The following is a 21,002-nucleotide window of genomic DNA, read 5'->3' on the forward strand; positions in this document are numbered from 1 at the left end:
CATGGCGTCCACATCCAGCGCCCCGATGCGCAAGGTGTCGCTGCGCAACCTGGCGGCACACAAGGTCCGGCTGGCGCTGACGGTGCTGTCCGTGGTGCTCGGAACCGCGTTCGTCGCCGGCTCCTTCGTCTTCACCGACACACTCCAGAAGACGTTCGACTCGATCTTCGAGAACACCGCGCAAGGGGTCGACGTCCGGGTGTCGAGCGAGGAGCGCAACTCCAGCGGAGTGCCCCTCGCCGACCTCGACACCCTCACCGCGCTGGACGGAGTGCGCGCGGTGGCACCTGCCGTCAGCGGGCAGATCGTCCTCATCGACTCCGACGGCGCCGCCGTCCAGACGGGTGGTGCGCCGAGCATCGGCGAGTCGTACCTGCCGCCGGGCCAGGCGCTCGGTGAGCCCGACGAGTACGTGCAGGGCGGCCCGCCGGCTCAGGTCGGCCAGATGGCCGTCAACGCCAGCGCCGCCGAACGCGCGCAACTGGCGGTCGGCGACACCACCAAGGTTCTCGTGCCCGCTCGCGGCATGGTCGACGTCACCGTCTCCGGCATCTACGACACCGGCAACGAGACCGGTGGATTCATCGGCGCGACGTTCGTCGACTCGCAGGCCCGCGAACTGTTCACCGACGGCAAACACGTCGAGTACATCGACGTCGCCGGGACGGGCGTGTCCCAGACCGAACTGCGCGACGAGATCGCCGCGGCCCTTCCCGACGCGAAGGTCCAGACCGGCGACGAGGTGCGCGAGGAGACCAAGGCGCAGGTGACCGAGGCGCTGAGCTTCATCAACTACTTCCTCCTCGCATTCGGTGCGATCGCCCTGCTCGTCGGCACGTTCATCATCTACAACACGTTCTCGATGATCGTGGCCCAGCGTCTGCGCGAACTGGCGCTGCTCCGCGCGATCGGCGCCAGCCGCAAGCAGGTGGGTCGTTCCGTGGTCTTCGAGGCCCTCGTGGTCGGCGTGATCGGCAGCGCGATCGGGATCGCCGCCGGCGTCGGCCTGGCCTACGGTCTGCGGGCACTGCTGAACGCGTTCGACGTCGGTCTGCCCGAAGGTCCCCTGCAGGTGGGGCCGCGCACGATTCTCATCGCCCTCGTGGTCGGGGTGCTCGTGACGACCGTCAGCGCGTACGCACCCGCCCGGCGCGCGTCCAAGGTGCCGCCGGTCGCGGCGATGCGGGAGGAATTCGCGTCCACCGGTGACTCACTGCACGCGCGCACCATCGCCGGTGCCGTCCTCGGTGTCCTCGGTGTCGTGGGACTCGTGATCGGTTCGCGGGGCACGGGTGGTGGCGCGGCCGCCGTCGTCGGTGCCGGAGCGCTGGGTCTGATCCTCGCCGTGCTGTTCGCCGCCCCGGCGTTGTCCCGCCCGATCGTCGGGGCCCTCGGAGCGGTGCTGGCCAAGCCGTTCGGCCCGGTCGGGCGCCTGGCACGCACCAACGCCGTGCGGAATCCGCGCCGCACGGCCGCCACCGCGTTCGCGCTGACACTGGGTCTGATGCTCGTGTCCGTCATCGGCGTGTTCGGCGCGTCCGCGAAGGCCAGCGTCAACCAGCTCGTCGACTCGGGGGTGTCCGCCGACTACGTACTCACCGGACCCAACCAGATCGGTGTGCCCAGCGGCGCGGCGAGGGCCGTGCGCAACCTCGACGACGTCCAGAGTGCCGCCGCCCTGCATCCGGTGTCCGTGAAGGTCGACGACGAGCAGGAGCAGGGCGCGTCGCTGGACGGCCCGCTCGAGGGCGTCCTCGACTATAAGCTCGTCGAGGGCGGCGCCGATCTGACGGGCAACCACCTCGTCGTGTCCCAGACGACGGCCGCGCAGAAGGGCTGGACGCTGGGGACGACCGTCCCGATGACGAGCGCCGACGGGAAGGTCGTCGACGCCGAGGTGACAGGCGTCTTCGAGGACAACCAGCTGGTCGGCGACTGGCTCGTCTCGGACGACGTGTACCGCCAGGTGATGCCCGCCGCGACGATTCCCGATCTGGCTGTCCTCATCGACGCGAAACCGGGTGCGGATCTGACGCAGCTGCGCGCCGACCTCGAATCCGCGACCAAACAGTTCGTCGTGGTTCAGGTGCAGGACCGGGAACAGTTCAAGGGAACCCAGGGGCAGCAGATCGACACTCTTCTCGCGATCCTCTACGGACTCCTCGCACTCGCCGTCGTGATCGCGATCCTCGGCATCATCAACACGCTCGCGCTGTCGGTGGTCGAGCGCAGGCGGGAGATCGGCATGCTCCGCGCGGTCGGAATGCAGCGGTCGCAGATGCGTCGCACGATCTACCTGGAGTCGATGCTCATCGCGGTGTTCGGTGCGGCCGTCGGCGTGCTGCTCGGCATCGCATTCGGGTGGGGCTTCGTGAGCACCCTGAAGGACCAGGGTCTCGACCAGGTGACGGTGCCGTGGGGACAGGTGATCGCGATGCTCCTCGGATCCGGTGTGGTCGGTGTGCTCGCAGCGCTGTGGCCGGCGAGCCGCGCCGCCCGCACCCGGCCCCTCGAGGCCATCGCCGACCTCTGACCCGTGAGTACTTGTCAACCGCCCGCGGTTGACAAGTACTCACGGGCGCGGAGCGCGTTTGATATGACTTGTGCCAGAGATGTGATGGCGGTCATGTTCGTCGCAGGGGCAGATTGGGCGGGTACGGGAACAGTGCAGAGAATTGTGATCGTGGGAGCGGGCCTGGCAGGTCTGCGCACCGCCGAGGAGCTCCGGCGGGCCGGATACGTGGGTGACCTGGTTCTTCTCGGCGGTGAACCGCACCTTCCCTACGACCGTCCACCGCTGTCGAAGGAAGTGATGCGCGGGGAGACGAGCGACACCACGCTCAAGCCGCGTGAGTTCTTCGACGAGAAGAACATCCAGTTGCGTCTGGGTGTCGAGGCGGTCGCGGTGGACACCGGATCCCGCATCCTGAGACTCGCCGACGGCAGCGAACTCGGCTACGACGAACTGGTGATCGCCACCGGCCTCGTGCCGCGGCGGATACCGGGTCTCCCGGACCTCGCGGGCGTCCACGTTCTCCGATCCATCGACGAGAGCCTGGCGTTGCGCGCGGACCTCGCCGAGGGCAAGCGCGCCCTGATCGTCGGGGCGGGGTTCATCGGCTGCGAGCTGGCGGCGAGCATGCGGGCCGGTGGTCTCGACGTGGTGCTGGTGGAGCCGCAGCCGACGCCGCTCGCGTCCGTGCTCGGCGAGAAGATCGGCGGACTCGTCGCCCGGCTGCACACCGGCGAGGGGGTCGACCTGCGGGCCGGTGTCGGGCTCACGTCGCTGGTGGGCACCGACCGGGTCACCGGAGCCGTCCTCGGCGACGGAACCGAGGTGGAGGTCGACGTCGTGGCGATCGGTGTCGGCTCGGTGCCGGTCACCGCGTGGCTCGACGGCTCCGGCGTCGAACTGGACAACGGTGTGGTGTGCGACGGCGTCGGACGCACGGCGGTCCCGCACGTGTGGGCGGTCGGCGACGTGGCCGCGTGGCAGCTGCGGGTGGGCGGTCGCAAACGCGTCGAGCACTGGAGCAATGCCGGTGAGCAGGCCAAGATCCTCGCCGGGGCGTTGACCGGGACCGGCGACGAGAACGCCGCCGCTCAGGTGCCGTACTTCTGGAGCGACCAGTACGACATCAAGATCCAGGCACTGGGCACGGTGGCGGCCACCGACGAGGTGCACGTGATCAAGGACGACGGCCGCAAGTTCCTCGCCTACTACGAGCGGGACGGCATCCTGGCCGGTGTCGTCGGCGGTGGAATGGCGGGGGGCGTCATGAAGATGCGGGGCAAGATCGCGGCGGGAACTCCGATCGGCGAGGTCCTCGAGGCCGCGTCGGCGTAGGCGGCCGGGCGGGGGCGCGATAGATTCTCCGGGTGATTGTTGCGCTCATCGACTCGGGTCTCGGCATGCTGCCGACGTCGGCGTGGCTGCGCAAGTTGCGACCCGACCTGGATCTGATCCTCGCTCTGGATCCGGACGGGGCTCCGTGGGGTCCCAAGCCGGAGCAGTGGGTGATCGACCGCGTTCTCGCGACCGCGCAGCGCTGCCTCGACCGCGGAGCCGAGGTGATCGTGCTGCCGTGCAACACGGCGAGCGTCACCGCGCTCGACCACGTCCGGGAGTTCGTCGGACCGGCAGTTCCTGTCGTCGGCACGGTTCCGGCGATCAAACCGGCGGCTGCCGCGTGTGAGTCGGTGGCCGTCTGGGCGACCGCGGCAACGACGGCGAGCCGGTATCAGGCGGATCTGATCGCGAAGTTCGGGAACGGCAGTTCCGTCGTGGGTGTCGCGTGCCACGGCCTCGCCGAGGCGATCGACCGCGGCGAGCGGGACGCGGCCTTCGCTGCGATCGCCTCGGCCGTGGAGCGCACACCCGACGATGTGGGCGGGGTGGTGCTGGGCTGCACCCACTATCCGTTGATGGCCGACGAGATCGCGGCGCAGCTCCCCGCCGGGGTGCGGTTGTTCGACAGCGCCGAGGCGGTGGCGACGCAGACTCTCCGTCGCATCGATGCGTTGAACCGCCCGAGCGCGGGGGAGGGCACCGTCGAGGTCTTCCTCAGCGGCAGGCCCGGGCGGCTGCCCGCGAGCGCCGAGGCGTTCCCCGCCGGTCAGCTGTTGGCGGCGGGGCGTTCTCAGCCGAGCTGAACCATCCCGGCGGCCACGACGCGTGCGACGTTGCCGAGTTCCTCGCCGTGCCGTCGCGGCAGGTCGTCGAGGTCGTGGAGGCGGTCGTTGCCGGCCACGGAGAACATCGCGGCCACCCACGCCGTCGCGCAGGCCCGGAGAGTTCCGGGTTGCACGGGGTAGGGCGAACTGGCCTGCAGGAGACGCTCGGTGATGTCGCTGAGGTAGTCGCGGAACCGTCGCAGGTGCGCACGGACGTCCGGGTGGGTCTCGGCCTCGCGCCAGATGATCACGCGCATCACCGATGAGTGGTGGTCGCGCAGATTCAGCGCGTTGTCGAGGTTGACGAGGCTGGCGGCGGGGTCACCCGGGGTCACCAGGGGGCCCACGTCGCCGAAGGGTTCGGTCGGCAGCCTTTCGGACAGCAGCGCCAGAAGGATGTCGGTCTTGGAGGGGAAGTAGTAGAACACCAGTCCTTTCGGGACGTGCGCGGCAGCGGCGATCGATGCGGTGGACGTGGCATCGAATCCGTGTACGGCGATGAGGGATTCGGCAGCGTCGAGAATCAGTTCCCGGGCGTCGCCGTCGATCTTCGCGCTGCGCCGCCGCCGGCCTTTCCGCGGTTGGGGGCCACCGGGCTTACCGAGATGGGGTGTTGGCATGGGCCTTTCCGGACGTGAACGGCGGGGCACAGGCCGTAAGCCTGTGCCCCGCCCCAATCGATGTTCTCGGTGCTGTGGTCGACGGATCAGTGATGTGTCGCCAGCCCTCCGTGTCCGTGCATCCGGGAACTCATCATCGGCAACCCGGTGACAGCCACGACGACTGCCAGGACACCGACGACCCATGCGGTCCACGACGCGCCCGTGAATGCGTCGAAGTTCATCACCCACGGGGAGAGGAACAACAGCACTCCGAAGACGGCCATCGCGTACTCGGCCACAGTCATCTCCGGGCGGCTCATATGGACGAGACCGGAGAGGGCCACGAGTACACCGAGCACGATGAGTGACCACATCGCGGCGTTGTTGGTGTCGAGCCACAACGGCGAGAGCGCCGCGAAGGCTCCGATCACGATCGCCACCACATCTTGCATACGACTCCACGATCTCATGTCCAGCCTCCTCGAAAATGGATTGTGTCCACCTCGAGTACACGCCTGATTGACCGACCGATCAATACCTGGATCATTGCAGTCGGATAACGCAAACCGCAGGTCAGAGTATGTTTCGTGATCTTCGCCCCCACTGTCGCGGCGACTGTCGGTCACCTGTGGGACAGTGCCTTCGTGACTTCCACCGCGGACGACGTGAAGCGCGCACTCGACGAGTTGTCGGACGAGGCCGACGCCGTCAATCTGGCACGGTTCTTCAAGACCGGTCCGGGGGAATACGGGGAGGGCGACGTCTTCATCGGTGTGCGGGTTCCCGGGACGCGCAGCGTGGTTCGTGCTCACGCCGATCTGGACCTTCCGGAGGTGACGGTGCTCCTCGACAGTCCGGTGCACGAGCATCGACTGGCGGGGCTGCTGGTGCTCGCGACGCAGTTCGACCGGGCGGCGAAGGCAGGCGACGACGCCCTGCGCGAGAAGATCGCGTCCTTCTACCTCGACCTGGTGCTGCGGGGGCGGGTGAACAACTGGGATCTGGTGGATTCGTCCGCCGACCGGATCCTGGGCGCGTGGCTGTACGACCGGCCGCGGGACCCGGTGTTCGCGCTGGCCGCGGACGACGACCTCTGGCGGCGCCGCGTGGCGCTGCTCAGTACGTTCGGTTTCATCCGCCGGGGTGACGCCTCCACGACGCTGGAGGTCGCAGAGCGTGTTCTCGGTGATCGCCGCGACCTCACGCAGAAGGCGACGGGCTGGATGCTGCGCGAGGTCGGTAAGCGGGTCGACCGCGACCTGCTCACCGGTTTCCTCGACCGACACGCCGCGGCGATGGGCCGCACCGCGCTGACGTACGCGTGCGAGCATCTGACCGCCGAGGAGCGCGCGGGCTACCGCGCGATGCGGTGACGGGATACCCGCTACATTCGGTGGCATGACTGCTCCCGCGCCCACTCGCCGCCGCCGACGTGCCGGGGTGATTCTCGGCGCCGTCGTCGCTGCGATGGTCGTCGTCGCGGGAGGCGTGTTGTGGCTGGCGCCGGACCGCTACCTGCCCTGGGACACCGCGGAATTCCCGGCCGTCGACACGACCGCGTTGTCGCCGCAGCAGGCACGGATCGTCGGGTTGCTCGAGGCCGAACACGACAGGCAGCGGCCGGGCACGTTCTACTCCGAAGGGGTCGAAGAGCCCTGGTGCGCGGACTTCGTCAGCTGGATCATGCGGGAAGCCGGCCGGCCACTGTCGAATCCGAATTCCGGGCACTGGCGGATTCCCGGGGTCTACACGTTGCAGGAGTACTACGAATCGCAGTCGCGGTTCGAGGAGGTCGGTGGCGGATATCGCCCGACCGTCGGGGACGTGGTGCTCTACGACAACAGCAGCTGGGTCGGCCAGCACACCAACGTCGTCGTCGCCGTCGACGGGGACACCGCTACGACGGTCGGCGGCAACGAGTTCGGCCGTATCCGCGTCCACACAGTGGACTGGACGAGCGACTCCGCCGTCGTCGGCTTCGGCCGGCTCGGGTGAGCGGAGTCAGAATTCGATCTTGAGGTGATCGGTGACCGGACGGGCCTGGCAGCCCAGGATGTAACCGCTCTCGATGTCCTCGGGGTCGAGGATTTCGCTGTTCTCCATCTCGACCTTGCCTTCGAGCACGGTGCACGCACAGGACCCGCACTCGCCCTCCTGGCAGGAGTAGGGGACGTCGATTCCCTTGGCCAGCATGATGTCGACGAGGGTCTGTTTGCGGGGCCAGCTGAGGTTGTGGATCTCGCCGTCGAGCTCGACTTCCACGGTGGCGGCGTCGGCGGCCTCGTCCTCGGTGACCTCCACGACGTCGGCGTCACGGAACGGGTCGCCGGCCAGCGAGTTGAACACTTCGGCGTGCACCTGGCTGCGCGGCATCCCGGCGTCGGCGAGGGCCTTGTGGATGGTGTCCATGAACGGCGCCGGTCCGCACATGAACGCTTCGTGCCCGAGGTAGGGCGCGACGGCGGAGGCGAGCTGATCGACGCTCGGCAGTCCCTGGACCGTCTCCAGCCAGTGGATGGACACGAGCCGTGACGGGTACCGGCTCGCGAGTGTGCGGAGTTCCTCGGCGAAGATGACCGACTTCTCGTCGCGGTTGGCGTAGAAGAGAACGACCTTGCCGGAACCCTCGGTGAGCGCGGACTTGAGGATCGAGATCACCGGGGTGATGCCGCTGCCTGCCGCGAACAGCAGGAAGTCGTGGTCCAGTGACTTGGGGGTGAACACACCCGACGGGGGGAGGACCTCGAGGGTGTCGCCGACGGCGACGTTGTCGCAGAGCCAGTTGGACCCGTAGCCCTCGGCGGTCCGCTTGACGGTCACCTTGGGGGCGTCGTCGGTGAACGGTGAGCTGGCCAGCGAGTAGCACCGGGCGACCGATCCCGTGCGGTCGCTGGGGATGCGCAGGGTGAGGAACTGGCCCGGCTTGTAGGCGAACTTGTCGGCGAGGTCTGCCGGAACGTCGAAGACCAGTGACAGGGAGTCGGGGGTTTCCTCGACCACGCCCGACACGGTGAGCACCACCGATCGTGAGCTGTGCGGCACCTCGACAGTCGTCATCGTGTGTGCAGTCCTTCCGTACTCCGCAGCGCCGGAACGCTCGCTTGCCTGCTCCAAATATAGAACAGGTTCTAGTTTTTGCCTAGCGGGTGGACTCCGCATGAAGGGGACAGCCTATCGAGTGCCGCCCCCTCCGGCTCGGCCCGGCCGTACCTGCCCGTTCGGGCAGTTTGTGCGCCGCGGTCGGACGGTTCGGCCCCGCAGGCCTGTAACCGGGGCCCGAACTAGGTCACAGTGGGTTCCAGGTGAGACGCCGATCACATCAATTGCGTCCCCTTCCACAACGCTTCAGATCCGACATCGACTAATCGAGGAGACGGCCATGGCCATCGAGCTCAACCAGATCTGGGACTTCCCCATCAAGGAATTCCACCCGTTCCCGCGGGCACTGATGGGAGTGGGCGCCCACGACATCATCGGCGTCGAGGCGAAGAACCTCGGATTCAAGCGGACCCTGCTCATGACCACGGGCCTGCGCGGCTCGGGCATCATCGAGGAACTGGTCGGCAAGATCGAGTACCAGGGCGTCGAGGTCGTGCTCTACGACAAGGTCGAGTCCAACCCCAAGGACTACAACGTCATGGAGGCAGCCGCGCTCTACCAGAAGGAGAAGTGCGACTCGATCATCTCCGTCGGCGGCGGCTCGAGCCACGACGCAGCCAAGGGCGCCCGTGTGGTGGTCGCGCACGACGGCCGCAACATCAACGAGTTCGAGGGATTCGCGAAGTCCACCAACAAGGAGAACCCGCCCCACATCGCCGTATCCACCACGGCCGGTACGGGTTCGGAGACGTCGTGGGCGTACGTCATCACCGACACGTCGGACATGAACAACCCGCACAAGTGGGTGGGATTCGACGAGGCGACCATCGTGACCCTCGCCATCGACGACCCGCTGCTGTACTACACCTGCCCCCAGCACTTCACGGCGTACTGCGGATTCGACGTCCTCGCGCACGGCAGTGAGCCGTACGTGTCGCGTCTCGACTTCGCGCCGTCGCTCGGCAACGCGCTGTACTCGGTGGAACTGGTCGCGAAGAACCTGCGGGAGGCCGTGTTCGAGCCGCGCAACCTGAAGGCCCGCGAGGGAATGATGAACGCGCAGTACATCGCCGGCCAGGCATTCAACTCCGGTGGCCTCGGCATCGTGCACTCCATCTCGCACGCGGTCAGCGCATTCTTCGACAGCCACCACGGCCTGAACAACGCCATCGCCCTGCCCCGCGTCTGGGAGTACAACCTGCCGTCGCGGTACGAGCGCTACGCCCAGCTGGCCGGAGCGCTGGGGGTCGACACCCGCAACCTCACCACGGTGCAGGCCGCGGACGCGGCGGTCGAGGCGGCCATCCGCCTGGCGAAGGACGTCGGCATTCCGGACAACTTCGGTCAGGTGCGCACCGACTCGTACGACAAGAACCAGATGAACACCAAGAAGTACGAGGGTCGCGGTGACACCATCCGGGGCGACGAGAAGACCGTGCGGGCCATCTCCGAGCACATCCAGGGCGACTGGTGCACACCGGGCAACCCGCGCGAGGTGACGGTCGAGTCGATGCTCCCCGTGGTCGATCACGCGATCAACAGCGCGTACTGACCGACCCACCGAAACTCGCGTCCGGGGCGGGAGCCACACCCCAGCCCGGCCCCGCTCCGGATGCGTTCCCACCACCACACCGCTGACGAAGGACGGACGCCCCGATCATGACTGCACCGCACACAGCCCCCGAACCGGTGGACATCCGCTTCGCCGACGGCGCGGAACTGAAGGAAGCGTTGCGCGAGGTCGACTACATCGCCGACGACGAGTTCGCGGTGGTCGTCCACCTGGCGACCGCCCTCGAACGTCCGCTGTTGCTGGAGGGGCCTGCCGGTGTCGGCAAGACGGAGCTGGCGAAGTCGCTGGCCGAGGCCTCGGGGCGGAAGCTCGTTCGGCTGCAGTGCTACGAAGGTCTCGACGACAACCGGGCCCTGTACGAGTGGGACTACGCGAAACAGCTTCTGCACGTGCAGATGTTGCGCGACCGCATCGGCGAGAAGATGGCCGCGTTCGACGACGTCGCCGAGGCGTCGCAGTTCCTGGCTGCGCAGGATTTCGGGTTGTACTCCGAGAAGTTCCTGTCGGTCCGTCCGCTGCTCGAGGCGATCCTGTCGCCGGAACCGGTGGTGCTGCTCGTCGACGAGGTGGACCGCACCGAGGAGTCGATGGAGGCGTTGCTCCTCGAAGTTCTCGCGGAGGGGCAGGTCACCATCCCCGAAGTGGGGACGTTCACCGCGCGGTCGGCGCCGTGGGTGATCTTGACGTCCAACGACACTCGCGAACTGTCACCCGCACTCAAGCGTCGGTGCCTGCACTACCACCTCGGCTACCCGACACCGCAGCGTGAGCGCGACATCGTGACGGCCAAGGCCCCCGAGGTCGAGGAGGCCGTCGCGGCGGACGTGGTGGATCTGGCTCGCACGTTGCGGCAGTTGCCGCTCCGCAAGAGTCCGTCCATCGCGGAGGTCATCGACGCGGCCCGTGCGGCGGTGGTCCTGAAATCGACGGGGGTGGCCGTGAGTTCGCAGGCCGCGGTCCGCGACATCCTGCTCACCGCCCTGCTCAAATACACCAGCGACGTCGAACTGGTCCGCACCCGGCTCTCCGGCGAACAGCCGTTCCCGGCGGACGACGGCGGAACCGCTCCGGCCGGGCCTGTGGAGCGGGTGACGGTCGCATCGCGGCCGGCCAACACCACCACCGCGGTGTTCCGCGGGCACGGCGGTCGCGACCGCGGCGGCATCGGCGCGGGTCGGCAGGGCAGGCGCTGACGATGCTCCGCCGGCAGCCCGACCCCTCCCCGTCCCTTCCCGCGCAACTCCTCGACGTGCTCGCGGCGACCTTCGGAAAGATGTTGCGCCGCTACGGCGTCGCCGCGTCCCCGGCCGAGGTCATCGAGGTCCGCCGGGTGTTCGGCTTGATCGGCGGCCGCGACCTGCCCACGCTGAGGGCGTCGCTGCGTGCGGTGTGCGCGAAGTACACGTACGAGCAGGCGGGTTTCGACCGCGCCTTCGACGTGTTCTTCGCATCGGTCGCCGTCGCGGCACCCGACGACGCGCGTGCACCGTCCCGGACCGAGTTCGCGGAGGGCCTGCCCACCGCGCTGGAGGTCGCGGACAACGCGGAGACGGCGCGGTACGCCGAATACAACGAGCGTGCCGCCGAAGTGGGCGACCACTTCGACACCCCCGAGGCGCAGAAGGGTTTCAACCCCCACAAGGACGACGACGATGTCAGCATGACGTCGAGCGACGCGGATCTGTCCGTCGATTCGGAAGCCGAATCCGGACGACGCGGTGTCACCTACACGGTGGAGGTCGAGCGGGCGGCGAGCACCGCCGTCGGTGACCTGGCGTCGTCGACGAGCGGTGCCGTCGTCGGATCGTTGTCCTGGGACGACCCGGAATCGATCCTCGCGTGGCTCGACGCCTACGACCCGAGCACGGTCTACGCCGATTCCGATGGGGCCGAACCACTCACCGCGGCCCAGTTGAACCGGCTGGCGGAGGCGGTCGAGGCCTTCGTCGGCGCGCTGGCGGACGCCCGGGACCTGACCGCCGGACCCGAAAAAGGACCGAAGACCACGAGCGGCACGGTGGCGGCCACGACCCGCGCCGAAGTGAATCAGGCGTGCTACGAGGTGCTTCGGCGGATGCGCGGGCCTTCGCGCCCCCGGCCGCGCGAACTCGCGCGGGGCCGGCTGGACATGCGACGGACCGTGCGCGCGAGCCTTCGGACCGAGGGCATACCCTTCCACCTCATGGTGAAGGCGCCCCGCCCGGACCGGGCGCGGGTGCTGATCCTCGCGGACGTGTCGCTGTCGGTACGACCCGTCACCGCCTTCACCCTCCGGCTGGCGCAGGCCATGCACCGTCGAGCGAGCCGCTGCCAGGTCCTGGCGTTCGTGGACCGGCCCGTCGACGTCACGGACACCCTCCTCGCCGGGACCGACGACGACGCGCTCGCGTCGGTGCTCGCCGACCCGCGCATCGACCTGGAGGCGAGCAGCGACTACGGCCGGGTGTTCGCCGGCGTGCTGACCGAGTTCGGCACCGATGTGAACTCCCGGACCTCGGTGGTCGTCGTCGGCGACGGGCGGTGCAACGGCTTGCCCCCGGGTGTCGACGAGTTCGCCGAACTGCGTCGCAAGGTGCACCGGCTGGCGTGGATCACCCCGGAACCCGAGCGGTACTGGAACCAGGCGTCCTGCGCGATGCCGGAGTACGCGGACATCTGCGACCGTGTCGTCGTCGCGCGGGACGCCGCGCAGCTGATGTCCCGCGCCGCCGAACTGGGGCACGCGTTGCGGTGAGATCCCTGCTACCTACCCGATCGGGTAGGTACCGCACCTGTCCTTCGGCGGGTGTGGGGGCTCGTCCCGGACCGTAGGGTCTAGATCAGAGTCTTGTAATCTGGATCACATGCACGCAGGTGTCGGGAGGAGTGTCGACTTGTCCGTGTCCTATCCGTCCACCCGCACCACCGCCCCGGGCAGGCTGGTGAAATTCCATGCACCCGAGATCGTGTTCGGTATCGGGTCCATGGTCGAGGCCGCGCACGCGGTACTCCGCCTCGGCGGATCGAGGCCGATGCTCGTCACCGATCCGGGTCTGATCGACGCCGGCTGGGCGGCCGAACTTCAGGATCAGCTGCGCGAGCAGGGCCTCACCCCCGTCGTGTGGAGCGCGTTGACGCCCAACCCCAAGGACCACGAGATCGCGGCCGGGCACGACGCGTACCGCGAGGGCGAGTGCGATGTCCTCGTCGCCCTGGGCGGAGGCTCCGTCATCGACGCGACGAAGGGCATCGCGGTGCTCGCCGCGAACGGGGGCAACATCCTCGACTACGAGGGAGTCGACCAGGCGACCAGTCCGATCCCGCCGCTGGTGATGGTGCCGTCCACGTCGGGGACGGGCGCCGACGTGTCGCAGTTCTGCATCGTCACGGACACGCGGCGGGGCACCAAGATCACCATCATCGGCCGCGCGCTCGTGCCGGACGTGACCGTGATCGATCCCCGGCTGCTGACCACCATGCCGGACTGGCTCAATGCCGCGACCGGCCTGGACGCCCTCACTCACGGCATCGAGGCGTTCGTGTCGCTGGCGCACAACCCGCTCACCGACCACCATGCGCTCCGCGCGGTCGGGCTGGTCACCGACACCCTGGTCCGCACCATCGAGGAGCCGATGGAGATGGAGTCGCGCGCCGTCATGGCGCAGGCGAGTCTCGAAGCCGGCCTCGCGTTCACCAATGCGATCCTCGGTGCCGCGCATGCGATGAGCCATCAGGTCGGGGGACTGCTCGACCTGCCGCACGGTGTCATCAACGGCATCCTTCTCCCGCACGTCATCCGATTCAACGCCACCGACGACGCCACCCCGTTCGTCGCCATCGCCGCGGCGCTCGGTCTCGAGGAGCGTCGCGGAACACCCGAGGAGGCCGCTCTCGCGGTCGCGGACCGGGTGGAACGCCTCGCCCGCGAGGTCGGAGTGCCGAAAGGTCTGGGGCAGCTGGGAGTTCGCGAAGCCGACCTGACACGCCTGGCCGAGTTCGCGCTCCGCGACGCCTGCATGTCCACCAACCCGCGCACGGCCACCCAGGAGCAGATGGTGGCGCTGTTCCGGACTGCGCTGTGAGCGCATGAACGCCCCGGACCTGTCGACGCTCACCGGACTGCGGTCCGGCAAGCCGACGTTCTACCCCCAATATCGCGGCGCCGCAGAACGTCTCGAACGTGTCGTCCACGCGTTGGAACTCATTTCGCGGGCCCTCGTCCGCACCGTGGAGGGCCCCGAAACCCTCATCTGCGCGGTCGCCGAGGCGGCCCGGGCGCATCTGGACGCGCGATGGATCGCGTTCGCCCTCGCCGACGGCATGCTGCCCGACGCCGGCCCGCGCCGCCTGGTCCTGGGGCCGGACGCGACGCCGTTCCTCGTCGACAACGTCGAGGGCCCGCCGCTGCCGGACGAGGTCGTGACGTGTCTGGCCGACATCCGGTCCGCGCGCACCGGGGGCGCCCCCGTCATCGACGCGCACCACGCTTTCGTGCCGATCGTCCTCGAAGGTGGCGTCGTGGGGGCCTTCGCGGCCTGGACGGCCGAGCACCGCACACTCGACACCACCGACGGCGCGGTCCTCAGCATCCTCGCGAGTCAGACCGCCGTGGCCCTGCAGAATTCGGCGCTCTACCAGCGGGGCCAGCTGCTGCTCGAGCGGGCCGAGCACGCGTACTCGGAGGCGCGTCGTAACGCCTCCGATCTCGCGGTGCGCAACGCCGAACTCGAATCCACCCAGCGTCAACTCGGGGCGGCGCACCGGCACCAGGTGCTCGACGAGGAACGGCACCGGATCGCCCGCGAACTCCACGACAGTGTCACGCAGGCGGTGCTGTCGGCGGGCATGCAGATCGAGGTGTGCCGGAGCGGTGTCCCGGATGACGAGCGCAGCGAGAGGCTCGACCTTGCCAAGGAGTTGACGCGCCGCGCCGTGGAGCAGTTGCGCTCGGCCATCTACGCGCTCAACCACTCCGGGGGTTCCGACCGGACGTCCCTGCCCGAGATGCTCGAACAACTCGGGGTCGTGCACATGCCCGACGAGCTCGCGGTCACCGTACGCGTCGGCGGCACCCCCGCCGAGCTGTCCAGCGACCGGGAACACGCGCTGCTGAGGATCGCCGGCGAGGCGCTGTTCAACGCGGCCGTCCACGCCCACGCGACGCGCGCCGTCCTCCGACTCACGTATTCGGCCGATTCGGTGCTGCTCTCCGTCGCCGACGACGGAGACGGAGACCCCAAGCGGATGCGACTGATGCTGCGGATGGCGGCGAACAACGACCTCGACGGGCACCACCGCGGGTTGGCGAACATGCAGGCCCGGGCAGCCGAATTGGGCGGCACCCTCGAAGTGGCGCGGGCCAGGATCGGCGGAGTCCGGGTTGCTGCCCGGATCCCGTTACATTCCGACAGTGAGGTGGACCGATGACCATACGAACCGCGGTGCGTGACCAGACCGGGTCCGCTCGCCCCACCTCGGTGGTGAAGCTCGTGCTCGTCGACGACCACGCGATTCTCCGTCAGGGACTGCGATCGGTCCTCGAACGGGAGCCGGATCTCGAGGTCGTCGGGGAGGCGTCCTCCATGCAGGAGGCGCTGGCCGTCGTCGGAGACGTCGCGCCGGACGTCGTGCTGATGGACCTGAAGCTGTCGGCCGCCTCCGATTACGAGGGGCTGGCACTGTGCGCCCAGCTGTCCGCCGCGGACGGCACGATGGGGCTGCTCGTGCTCACGACGTTCCTCGACGAGCAACTCGTCGTCCGCGCCATCCACGCCGGCGCCCGCGGATACGTGGTCAAGGACGTCGACACCACCGAACTGGTACGCGCCATCCGCGCGGTGTCCCGCGGCGAGAGCGCATTCGATTCACGCAGCGCGTCGGCGGTGATCCGCTCGCTCAACGGGCAGACGACGCCGCGGGACGGGCTCACCGAGCGTGAACTCGAGGTCCTGCAGCTCCTCGCCAAGGGTCTGTCGAATGCGAAAATCGGCGAGCGGCTGTTCATCTCGGCTACGACGGTGAAATTTCACGTCAGCAACATCATGCGCAAACTCGACGTCGGCCGCCGTGCGGAGGCCGTGTACGAGGCGGGCAAACTCGGTCTGATCTGATCCGGCCCCGTCGCGGCGGTGGCAGCGGAACCCGTCGTGACCACCCGCGAACCGGCGTAGCGTCCCCATCATGGCTGCGATCTCGGTGGAGAATCTCGTCAAGACGTTCGGGCCGACCCGCGCACTCGACGGCCTCGACCTCGAGGTGGGGACGGGGGAGGTGCACGGATTCCTCGGCCCCAACGGGTCCGGCAAGTCGACAACCATCCGGGTGCTGCTCGGCCTGCTGCGCGCGGACTCGGGCAATGCCACTCTCCTGGGCGGCGACCCGTGGCGCGACTCCGTGTCGTTGCACCGGCGGCTCGCCTACGTTCCCGGTGACGTGAACCTGTGGCCCAACCTCACCGGCGGAGAGGCGATCGACCTCCTCGCGGGGTTGCGCGGCGGGCTGGACGAGCCGCGGCGCGCGGAACTCCTCGAGCGATTCGAACTCGATCCGACGAAGAAGGCGCGCACGTACTCGAAGGGCAACCGGCAGAAGGTCGCGCTGGTGGCCGCGTTCGCATCGGACGTCGAACTGTACGTGCTCGACGAACCCACGTCGGGGCTGGATCCGTTGATGGAGTCGGTGTTCCAGGACTGCGTCGAGGAAATGTCCGACGCGGGGAAGACGGTCCTGCTGTCGAGTCACATCCTCGCGGAGGTCGAGGCGCTGTGCGATCGGGTGAGCATCATCCGCGAGGGCCGAACCGTGGAGACCGGCACCCTCGCGGAACTGCGTCACCTCACGCGCACGTCGATCACCGCCGACACGCAGCGGCCGGTGACCGGGCTCGAGGCCGTCGACGGGGTGTACGACGTGCGAGTCGACGGCCTGCACACCCGGTGCGAGGTGGACACCAGCGCGATCGACGGGGTGCTGCGCCACCTGCTGACGTTCGGGATCACGTCGCTGACGTCGACACCACCGACGCTGGAAGAGTTGTTCCTCCGGCACTACGGGGACGAACTGGCCAGAGAGGGCGAGAACCATCGGCGGGCCGAGTCGGGGACGCGGACGCCGTGAGCACGGTGACGGCGCCGGCGCCGGCGAGCCGCGGCCAGTTTGCAGGAACCGCCCGGCTCGTGCGGCTCGCCCTGCGCCGCGACCGCATCCAGTTGCCGGTGTGGCTAGTCGCTCTCGCAGCGCTGCAGGCGTTCTCGGCGTCGAGCGTGCTCGGCCTGTATCCCACGGAGCCCGACCTGCGCAGTTTCGCGATGGCCACTGCGGCGTCGCCGGTCGCGCTGGCCACCAACGGTCTCGTGTCGGGGTACAGCGCCGGCGCCGTGCTCGCCTGTCAGATCGTCATGCCTCTGTCGCTGGCCGCCGGCCTGATGACCACCCTGCTGGTCGTGCGGCACACCCGCCAGAACGAGGAGACCGGCCGCGCCGAACTCGTCGAGGCCGCCGTGGTGGGCCGGAAGGCACTGCTCACCGCGGCCCTGGCGGTGGCGGTCGGTGCGAACCTCGCTCTCGGACTGCTCAACGTCGTCGTGCTGGTGGCGGCGGGTCTGCCACTGGACGGGTCGGTGGCGCTCGGCGCGGCCGTCGCCGGTGCAGGTATCGCGTTCGCGGCGATCGCCGCGGTGACGGCGCAGGTGACGGACAGTGCCCGCACCGCCAACGGACTGGCCGGGGCCGCCCTGGGCGTGGCATTCCTGTTGCGTGCGGTGGGAGACATGACGGGCACGGTGACGAACAACGGCACGCGGGTGGTGAGCGGCTGGCCGACGTGGGTGTCGCCGATCGGCTGGGCCGAGCAGGTCCGTCCGTACGACGACAACGCCTGGTGGGTTCTGGCGCTGCCCGCCGTGTTCGCACTCGCGGTCGGCTCGGTCGCCTTCGCCCTCACCGAGCACCGCGATATCGGCTCGGGGCTCGTGCCGACCCGACCGGGCCCCGCCCGTGCCTCCCGGTCGCTGCCGACGGCGGTCGGATCGGCGTGGCGGATACAACGGACGATCCTGTTCTGGTGGGCATTCGGAATCGCCGTCCTCGCCGTGGTGTACGGCGCGATCGCAGACCAGATCGACGACTTCCTCGGCGAGGGCGAGCAGGTGGCCGACATGATGGAACAGCTCGGCGGCGGCACGACGAACATGGTCGACGCCTACTTCGCCGCCATCTTCGGCATGATGGCGATCGCGGTCGCAGGCTACGCCGTGCAGGCATTGCTGCGGATGCGCGGTGAGGAGTCGGCCGGGCGACTCGAACCCGTTCTCGCGACAGCGGTCTCGCGTCCGCGGTGGATGCTGGCGCACGTCGGCCTGGTCGCCGTCGGCATCGTGGTCCTGCAGACGCTGACCGGGGCGGCGACCGGGCTCGCGTACGGTCTGGTGACCGAGGACGCGCCGGGGAAGGTCGTGCACCTCACGGGGGCCGCCCTCGTCTTCGTACCGGCGATCGGGGTGGTCGCGGCATTGGCGGTGTTGGCGTTCGGCGGCGTCCCGGCCTGGTCGGCCGGGCTCTCCTGGGGTGCGCTCGCGGTCTGCCTGATCTTCGGTTTCCTCGGATCACTGCTCGGGCTGCCTCAGGCGGTCCGCGATCTGTCGCCGTTCACACACGTCCCGCCTGTTCCCGCCGTGGACGTGACGGCCACTCCGCTGGCCTGGCTCGCGGTGATCGCCGTCGTCGTCGGTGCCATCGGAGTGGTGCTATTCCGTCGGCGCGACCTCACGAATTCGTAGCGGCAGAGGGCGGCTGGGTCGGCGGTCGGCGCCGAAGGTCGGTGTCCAGCATGCGGATCAACTCACCGACCCGTCCACCGCCACCCGGTGCCGGTGGAAAGCGTTCGAGCACGTCGACGACGACCGGTGTCGCACGAAGCACCGCTCGCTCGACGTGCCCGGCACCGACGGTCCGATCGTCACCGGCGACGAGTTCGGCGGCTCTGGCCGCGTGGGCGCCTGCTCCGAGAATATGTTTGACCTGGGTGGCCTTGGCCAACGGATGCAGATAGGCGGCGCCTGCCGCAGACATCGCTGCCCACGCTGCCTCGCGCGCAGCCGCAGTGTTCGTTCCCTTGGCTGCCGCGAGGGCGGCCCACGCTGTGTCGCGCAGAGACTTCCCGCGTTCTCCACCCCGCGCGAATTCCCACGCAGCTGTGATCGCGTCTCGGGGCCGCGAGTCGTGCGGCTGATCGTCCTCGAATATCTCGAGGACCACCTCCGCACACCGCGCAGCAAACGCGGAGACCTCACGAAGTTCCTGCTTGCTCAGAACGATCTCGTTCGCTTCCCCCGCCATGGCTACATTTTCGACCATCGGGGCCGGGGCGGGGCCGTGCCGCGCGTTCACGCTGTGCCTTCCCCGAACAGGGCCCGCACGCCGGCGACGTCGTACTCGGCTACCGACGCCGACAGCATGTCCGCGCCTTGCTCGTCGCTCGGGCCGCTGCCGCGGAAAGTGTCGACCGCCGCTTGCGACTCCCAGCGCTCGAAGACGTTGATGCGACCGGGGTCGACCAGGTCGGCGGAGATGGCGAAGTCGAGGCAGCCTGCTGCGCCGCGTGCCTGTTCGACGACCCTCACGCAGCCTGCGAGATAGGACTCGCGCTGCTGCGGTGCGACGGTGATGTGTCCTGCGACGATGACCATGGGTTCGCTCCTCTTCCAAACGTCCTCGTGTCGAGCCGGTCGGGTGTACTTCGGGCCGGGACTGTCTTCGCCACAGCACCTCTCCTCCAGTACAGACAGCATGCGCGCGCGAAACTCATCGCGGTCGTCGTCTCCCCACCACAGCAGATGTGACATGTCGGCCGCGTGGGGGCGATTACCATGCCGGGCATGGGGTGGACTGACGATCTTCGTGGCCGGTTGGACGAACTACCCGACGAGTACCGGGCCGCTCTGCGCGGCAGTCTGGACGACGTGCAGGCGCGCCTGCGTCTGGTGCGCTCGAAGACGACGCTGCTCGGATTGGTCAAAGACCGAACGCTGTGACGCATCCCGGCGGACAATGGCCGGTCTGGCGCTCGACGACACGGTCGACGGCCGGGGCGAGCGCACCGTATGGGCCCTGTACCTGCAGGTACTGCGTGAACTCGCTCAGCACGCCGGTCACGCCGACATACTGCGCGAGCAGATCCTCGCCGACCACATTCCGTGATCGCTGGCGGTCCGTGTGCCCTACTGGGGGCGGATCGGATTGCAGCCGACGCTGACGTAGGTGACGATCCCCTCCTGCAGGCCGCACGTAGTGAAGGCGCCCGTCGAGACGCCGACCTCCCACCACGGGGCGCCGATTCCGCCGACGCACGATCCGGTCGACGGTGTCCCCGTCGGCACCCACAGGCCATCGCGGCGATAGCCCTGAATCCACGGAATGTGCGAGACACCCCCGGGTCCCGGAATCGCTCGCGGCGTCAGGCCGAAGCACTCGACGGTCCCGATGTGGACCGCAGTCATACCATCGGGCACGCCCTGCGCCGTGCAGTGCGAGGTGCCCGATGTAGGCGTGGTGCCGGTGTGACAGTCGGCCGAAGGTTCGGCCTGCGCGGGAGCGGCGGCAACCGCGACCACCGCGGCGGCAAGGGCGGACGACGCGGCCGCTCCGGCAAGGAACCTGCGGATCCTGTGGGTCATCGGATACTCCTTCGGGTCCGGCGGCCCGCTCCTGACGATCGGGTCCGCATGGTGCTTCTGTCGCTGCGTCATCGGATTTCGTTAGCTGAACCGTCGTGGCGCCGACCGTGAGCGCCGGACCGAGGCGAGAGGGACCGAGGTTTTGGAGGACCCACCGGAGGACGCGTATGGGCGGGTGACGAATCCGGAGCGGTTCGCCTCGCTGATCCCGGCCGCCGAGGCCCTGATCGTTCGATGTCGTTGTTGACGTCCTTCCCGGGCCCGGCGCTGCCGCGTGACCCGCGCGCGGTTGCGGTACCGGGAGGTGGTCGAACGCCCATTTGTTCGACGGCCCTGTCGGAAACCTTCTATTGCTGTGGTCGCGTTCGGTTGATAGAATCGAACAAAGTTTCGAACGACCTT

At 68.7% G+C, this 21,002-nt stretch carries 22 protein-coding genes; 16 read left to right on the forward strand and 6 right to left on the reverse strand.

Translation table 11 applies throughout. From position 1 onward, the window contains the following. Position 1 precedes the first annotated feature (1 nt). From QM693_RS30095 to QM693_RS30105, 3 genes are all read left to right on the forward strand, one after another. Positions 2–2,533: an ABC transporter permease gene (locus QM693_RS30095; protein ID WP_283354169.1), complete on the forward strand. Its 2,532-nt coding sequence runs from the start codon at positions 2–4 to the stop codon at positions 2,531–2,533. A gap of 84 nt (positions 2,534–2,617) precedes the next feature. Next, a complete protein-coding gene (locus QM693_RS30100) occupies positions 2,618–3,847 on the forward strand; it encodes an NAD(P)/FAD-dependent oxidoreductase (RefSeq protein ID WP_283333055.1) in 1,230 nt (409 codons plus the stop codon). Positions 3,848–3,879: 32 nt separating this feature from the next. Then, the gene (locus QM693_RS30105; RefSeq protein ID WP_283332930.1) at positions 3,880–4,653 is read left to right on the forward strand and encodes a glutamate racemase; all 774 of its coding nucleotides are present in this window, start codon (positions 3,880–3,882) and stop codon (positions 4,651–4,653) included. On the opposite strand, the gene QM693_RS30110 is transcribed toward QM693_RS30105, so the two are convergent. Together QM693_RS30110 and QM693_RS30115 are read right to left on the reverse strand one after the other, a co-directional pair. Further along, positions 4,641–5,294 carry a TetR/AcrR family transcriptional regulator gene (locus tag QM693_RS30110; RefSeq protein WP_283332931.1) on the reverse strand — a complete coding sequence of 218 codons (654 nt, stop codon included), beginning with the start codon at positions 5,292–5,294 and terminating at the stop codon, positions 4,641–4,643. The two genes, QM693_RS30105 and QM693_RS30110, sit on opposite strands and share 13 nt — an antisense overlap. Positions 5,295–5,380: 86 nt before the next feature. Beyond that, positions 5,381–5,746 (reverse strand): SPW repeat domain-containing protein, encoded by a 366-nt coding sequence (locus QM693_RS30115; RefSeq protein WP_025432213.1) that lies wholly within the window; start codon positions 5,744–5,746, stop codon positions 5,381–5,383. 174 nt (positions 5,747–5,920) lie between these two features. Between QM693_RS30115 and QM693_RS30120 the strand changes: the two genes are divergently transcribed. Both QM693_RS30120 and QM693_RS30125 read left to right on the forward strand, forming a co-directional pair. After that, positions 5,921–6,649, forward strand: coding sequence for a DNA alkylation repair protein (locus QM693_RS30120; RefSeq protein ID WP_280783569.1), 729 nt, complete (start codon positions 5,921–5,923; stop codon positions 6,647–6,649). Between the two features lie 25 nt (positions 6,650–6,674). Continuing rightward, the gene (locus QM693_RS30125) at positions 6,675–7,271 is read left to right on the forward strand and encodes a CHAP domain-containing protein (protein WP_283354170.1); all 597 of its coding nucleotides are present in this window, start codon (positions 6,675–6,677) and stop codon (positions 7,269–7,271) included. 6 nt (positions 7,272–7,277) lie between these two features. Here the strand turns inward: QM693_RS30125 and QM693_RS30130 are convergent, their stop codons facing one another. After that, on the reverse strand, positions 7,278–8,333 hold the full coding sequence (locus tag QM693_RS30130; protein WP_283332933.1) for a ferredoxin--NADP reductase: 1,056 nt from the start codon (positions 8,331–8,333) through the stop codon (positions 7,278–7,280). A gap of 322 nt (positions 8,334–8,655) precedes the next feature. On the opposite strand from QM693_RS30130, the gene mdo reads away from it, so the two are divergent. The 8 genes from mdo to QM693_RS30170 all read left to right on the forward strand — a co-directional run bounded on the left by mdo (position 8,656) and on the right by QM693_RS30170 (position 18,704). Beyond that, on the forward strand, positions 8,656–9,927 hold the full coding sequence (gene mdo, locus QM693_RS30135; protein ID WP_005239439.1) for an NDMA-dependent methanol dehydrogenase: 1,272 nt from the start codon (positions 8,656–8,658) through the stop codon (positions 9,925–9,927). Between the two features lie 107 nt (positions 9,928–10,034). Continuing rightward, complete coding sequence (locus QM693_RS30140) at positions 10,035–11,141, forward strand: MadB family AAA-type ATPase (RefSeq protein WP_283354171.1); 1,107 nt, start codon at positions 10,035–10,037, stop codon at positions 11,139–11,141. Positions 11,142–11,143: 2 nt separating this feature from the next. Further along, positions 11,144–12,682, forward strand: coding sequence for a MadC family VWA domain-containing protein (gene madC / locus QM693_RS30145; protein ID WP_283354172.1), 1,539 nt, complete (start codon positions 11,144–11,146; stop codon positions 12,680–12,682). A gap of 139 nt (positions 12,683–12,821) precedes the next feature. Further along, complete coding sequence (locus tag QM693_RS30150) at positions 12,822–14,009, forward strand: iron-containing alcohol dehydrogenase (RefSeq protein WP_317569181.1); 1,188 nt, start codon at positions 12,822–12,824, stop codon at positions 14,007–14,009. Positions 14,010–14,013: 4 nt separating this feature from the next. After that, positions 14,014–15,354 carry a MadS family sensor histidine kinase gene (locus QM693_RS30155; RefSeq protein ID WP_280783575.1) on the forward strand — a complete coding sequence of 447 codons (1,341 nt, stop codon included), beginning with the start codon at positions 14,014–14,016 and terminating at the stop codon, positions 15,352–15,354. Next, positions 15,351–16,037 (forward strand): MadR family response regulator transcription factor, encoded by a 687-nt coding sequence (locus QM693_RS30160; protein ID WP_105412707.1) that lies wholly within the window; start codon positions 15,351–15,353, stop codon positions 16,035–16,037. The genes QM693_RS30155 and QM693_RS30160 overlap by 4 nt, the downstream gene beginning before the upstream one ends. Positions 16,038–16,107: 70 nt before the next feature. Continuing rightward, on the forward strand, positions 16,108–17,043 hold the full coding sequence (locus QM693_RS30165; protein WP_280783576.1) for an ABC transporter ATP-binding protein: 936 nt from the start codon (positions 16,108–16,110) through the stop codon (positions 17,041–17,043). Further along, positions 17,040–18,704 (forward strand): ABC transporter permease, encoded by a 1,665-nt coding sequence (locus tag QM693_RS30170; protein ID WP_283354173.1) that lies wholly within the window; start codon positions 17,040–17,042, stop codon positions 18,702–18,704. Before QM693_RS30165 ends, QM693_RS30170 begins: the two co-directional genes overlap by 4 nt. Here the strand turns inward: QM693_RS30170 and QM693_RS30175 are convergent. Together QM693_RS30175 and QM693_RS30180 are read right to left on the reverse strand one after the other, a co-directional pair. After that, positions 18,691–19,263, reverse strand: coding sequence for a putative immunity protein (locus QM693_RS30175; protein WP_283354174.1), 573 nt, complete (start codon positions 19,261–19,263; stop codon positions 18,691–18,693). The two genes, QM693_RS30170 and QM693_RS30175, sit on opposite strands and share 14 nt — an antisense overlap. A gap of 47 nt (positions 19,264–19,310) precedes the next feature. After that, positions 19,311–19,613, reverse strand: a complete 303-nt coding sequence (locus QM693_RS30180; RefSeq protein ID WP_283354175.1) for a putative quinol monooxygenase — start codon at positions 19,611–19,613, stop codon at positions 19,311–19,313. A 189-nt stretch (positions 19,614–19,802) separates the two neighbouring features. Between QM693_RS30180 and QM693_RS30185 the strand changes: the two genes are divergently transcribed. Next, positions 19,803–19,958 carry a DinB family protein gene (locus QM693_RS30185; RefSeq protein ID WP_283332939.1) on the forward strand — a complete coding sequence of 52 codons (156 nt, stop codon included), beginning with the start codon at positions 19,803–19,805 and terminating at the stop codon, positions 19,956–19,958. A gap of 16 nt (positions 19,959–19,974) precedes the next feature. Beyond that, positions 19,975–20,124, forward strand: a complete 150-nt coding sequence (locus tag QM693_RS30190; protein WP_283354176.1) for a mycothiol transferase — start codon at positions 19,975–19,977, stop codon at positions 20,122–20,124. Positions 20,125–20,144: 20 nt separating this feature from the next. On the opposite strand, the gene QM693_RS30195 is transcribed toward QM693_RS30190, so the two are convergent. After that, the gene (locus QM693_RS30195) at positions 20,145–20,600 is read right to left on the reverse strand and encodes a hypothetical protein (RefSeq protein ID WP_283332941.1); all 456 of its coding nucleotides are present in this window, start codon (positions 20,598–20,600) and stop codon (positions 20,145–20,147) included. A 142-nt stretch (positions 20,601–20,742) separates the two neighbouring features. Here QM693_RS30195 and QM693_RS37945 point away from each other — a divergent pair, with 142 nt between their 5' ends. Continuing rightward, a complete protein-coding gene (locus tag QM693_RS37945; RefSeq protein ID WP_477954066.1) occupies positions 20,743–20,847 on the forward strand; it encodes a DUF6226 family protein in 105 nt (34 codons plus the stop codon). Positions 20,848–21,002: the final 155 nt, after the last annotated feature.

Source organism: Rhodococcus sp. IEGM 1305, from assembly GCF_030058635.1.
Taxonomy (GTDB): domain Bacteria; phylum Actinomycetota; class Actinomycetes; order Mycobacteriales; family Mycobacteriaceae; genus Rhodococcus_F; species Rhodococcus_F opacus_D.

Coding starts and splice junctions, on each gene's coding strand:
- QM693_RS30185 (WP_283332939.1), top strand. CDS start 19,803: ATGGGGTGGACTGACGATCTTCGTGGCCGGTTGGACGAACTACCCGAC.
- QM693_RS30100 (WP_283333055.1), top strand. CDS start 2,618: ATGGCGGTCATGTTCGTCGCAGGGGCAGATTGGGCGGGTACGGGAACA.
- QM693_RS30095 (WP_283354169.1), top strand. CDS start 2: ATGGCGTCCACATCCAGCGCCCCGATGCGCAAGGTGTCGCTGCGCAAC.
- QM693_RS30175 (WP_283354174.1), bottom strand. CDS start 19,263: ATGGCGGGGGAAGCGAACGAGATCGTTCTGAGCAAGCAGGAACTTCGT.
- QM693_RS30180 (WP_283354175.1), bottom strand. CDS start 19,613: ATGGTCATCGTCGCAGGACACATCACCGTCGCACCGCAGCAGCGCGAG.
- QM693_RS30125 (WP_283354170.1), top strand. CDS start 6,675: ATGACTGCTCCCGCGCCCACTCGCCGCCGCCGACGTGCCGGGGTGATT.
- QM693_RS30160 (WP_105412707.1), top strand. CDS start 15,351: ATGACCATACGAACCGCGGTGCGTGACCAGACCGGGTCCGCTCGCCCC.
- QM693_RS30155 (WP_280783575.1), top strand. CDS start 14,014: ATGAACGCCCCGGACCTGTCGACGCTCACCGGACTGCGGTCCGGCAAG.
- QM693_RS30115 (WP_025432213.1), bottom strand. CDS start 5,746: ATGAGATCGTGGAGTCGTATGCAAGATGTGGTGGCGATCGTGATCGGA.
- QM693_RS30190 (WP_283354176.1), top strand. CDS start 19,975: ATGGCCGGTCTGGCGCTCGACGACACGGTCGACGGCCGGGGCGAGCGC.
- QM693_RS30130 (WP_283332933.1), bottom strand. CDS start 8,333: ATGACGACTGTCGAGGTGCCGCACAGCTCACGATCGGTGGTGCTCACC.
- madC (WP_283354172.1), top strand. CDS start 11,144: ATGCTCCGCCGGCAGCCCGACCCCTCCCCGTCCCTTCCCGCGCAACTC.
- QM693_RS30165 (WP_280783576.1), top strand. CDS start 16,108: ATGGCTGCGATCTCGGTGGAGAATCTCGTCAAGACGTTCGGGCCGACC.
- mdo (WP_005239439.1), top strand. CDS start 8,656: ATGGCCATCGAGCTCAACCAGATCTGGGACTTCCCCATCAAGGAATTC.
- QM693_RS30140 (WP_283354171.1), top strand. CDS start 10,035: ATGACTGCACCGCACACAGCCCCCGAACCGGTGGACATCCGCTTCGCC.
- QM693_RS30110 (WP_283332931.1), bottom strand. CDS start 5,294: ATGCCAACACCCCATCTCGGTAAGCCCGGTGGCCCCCAACCGCGGAAA.
- QM693_RS30195 (WP_283332941.1), bottom strand. CDS start 20,600: ATGACCCACAGGATCCGCAGGTTCCTTGCCGGAGCGGCCGCGTCGTCC.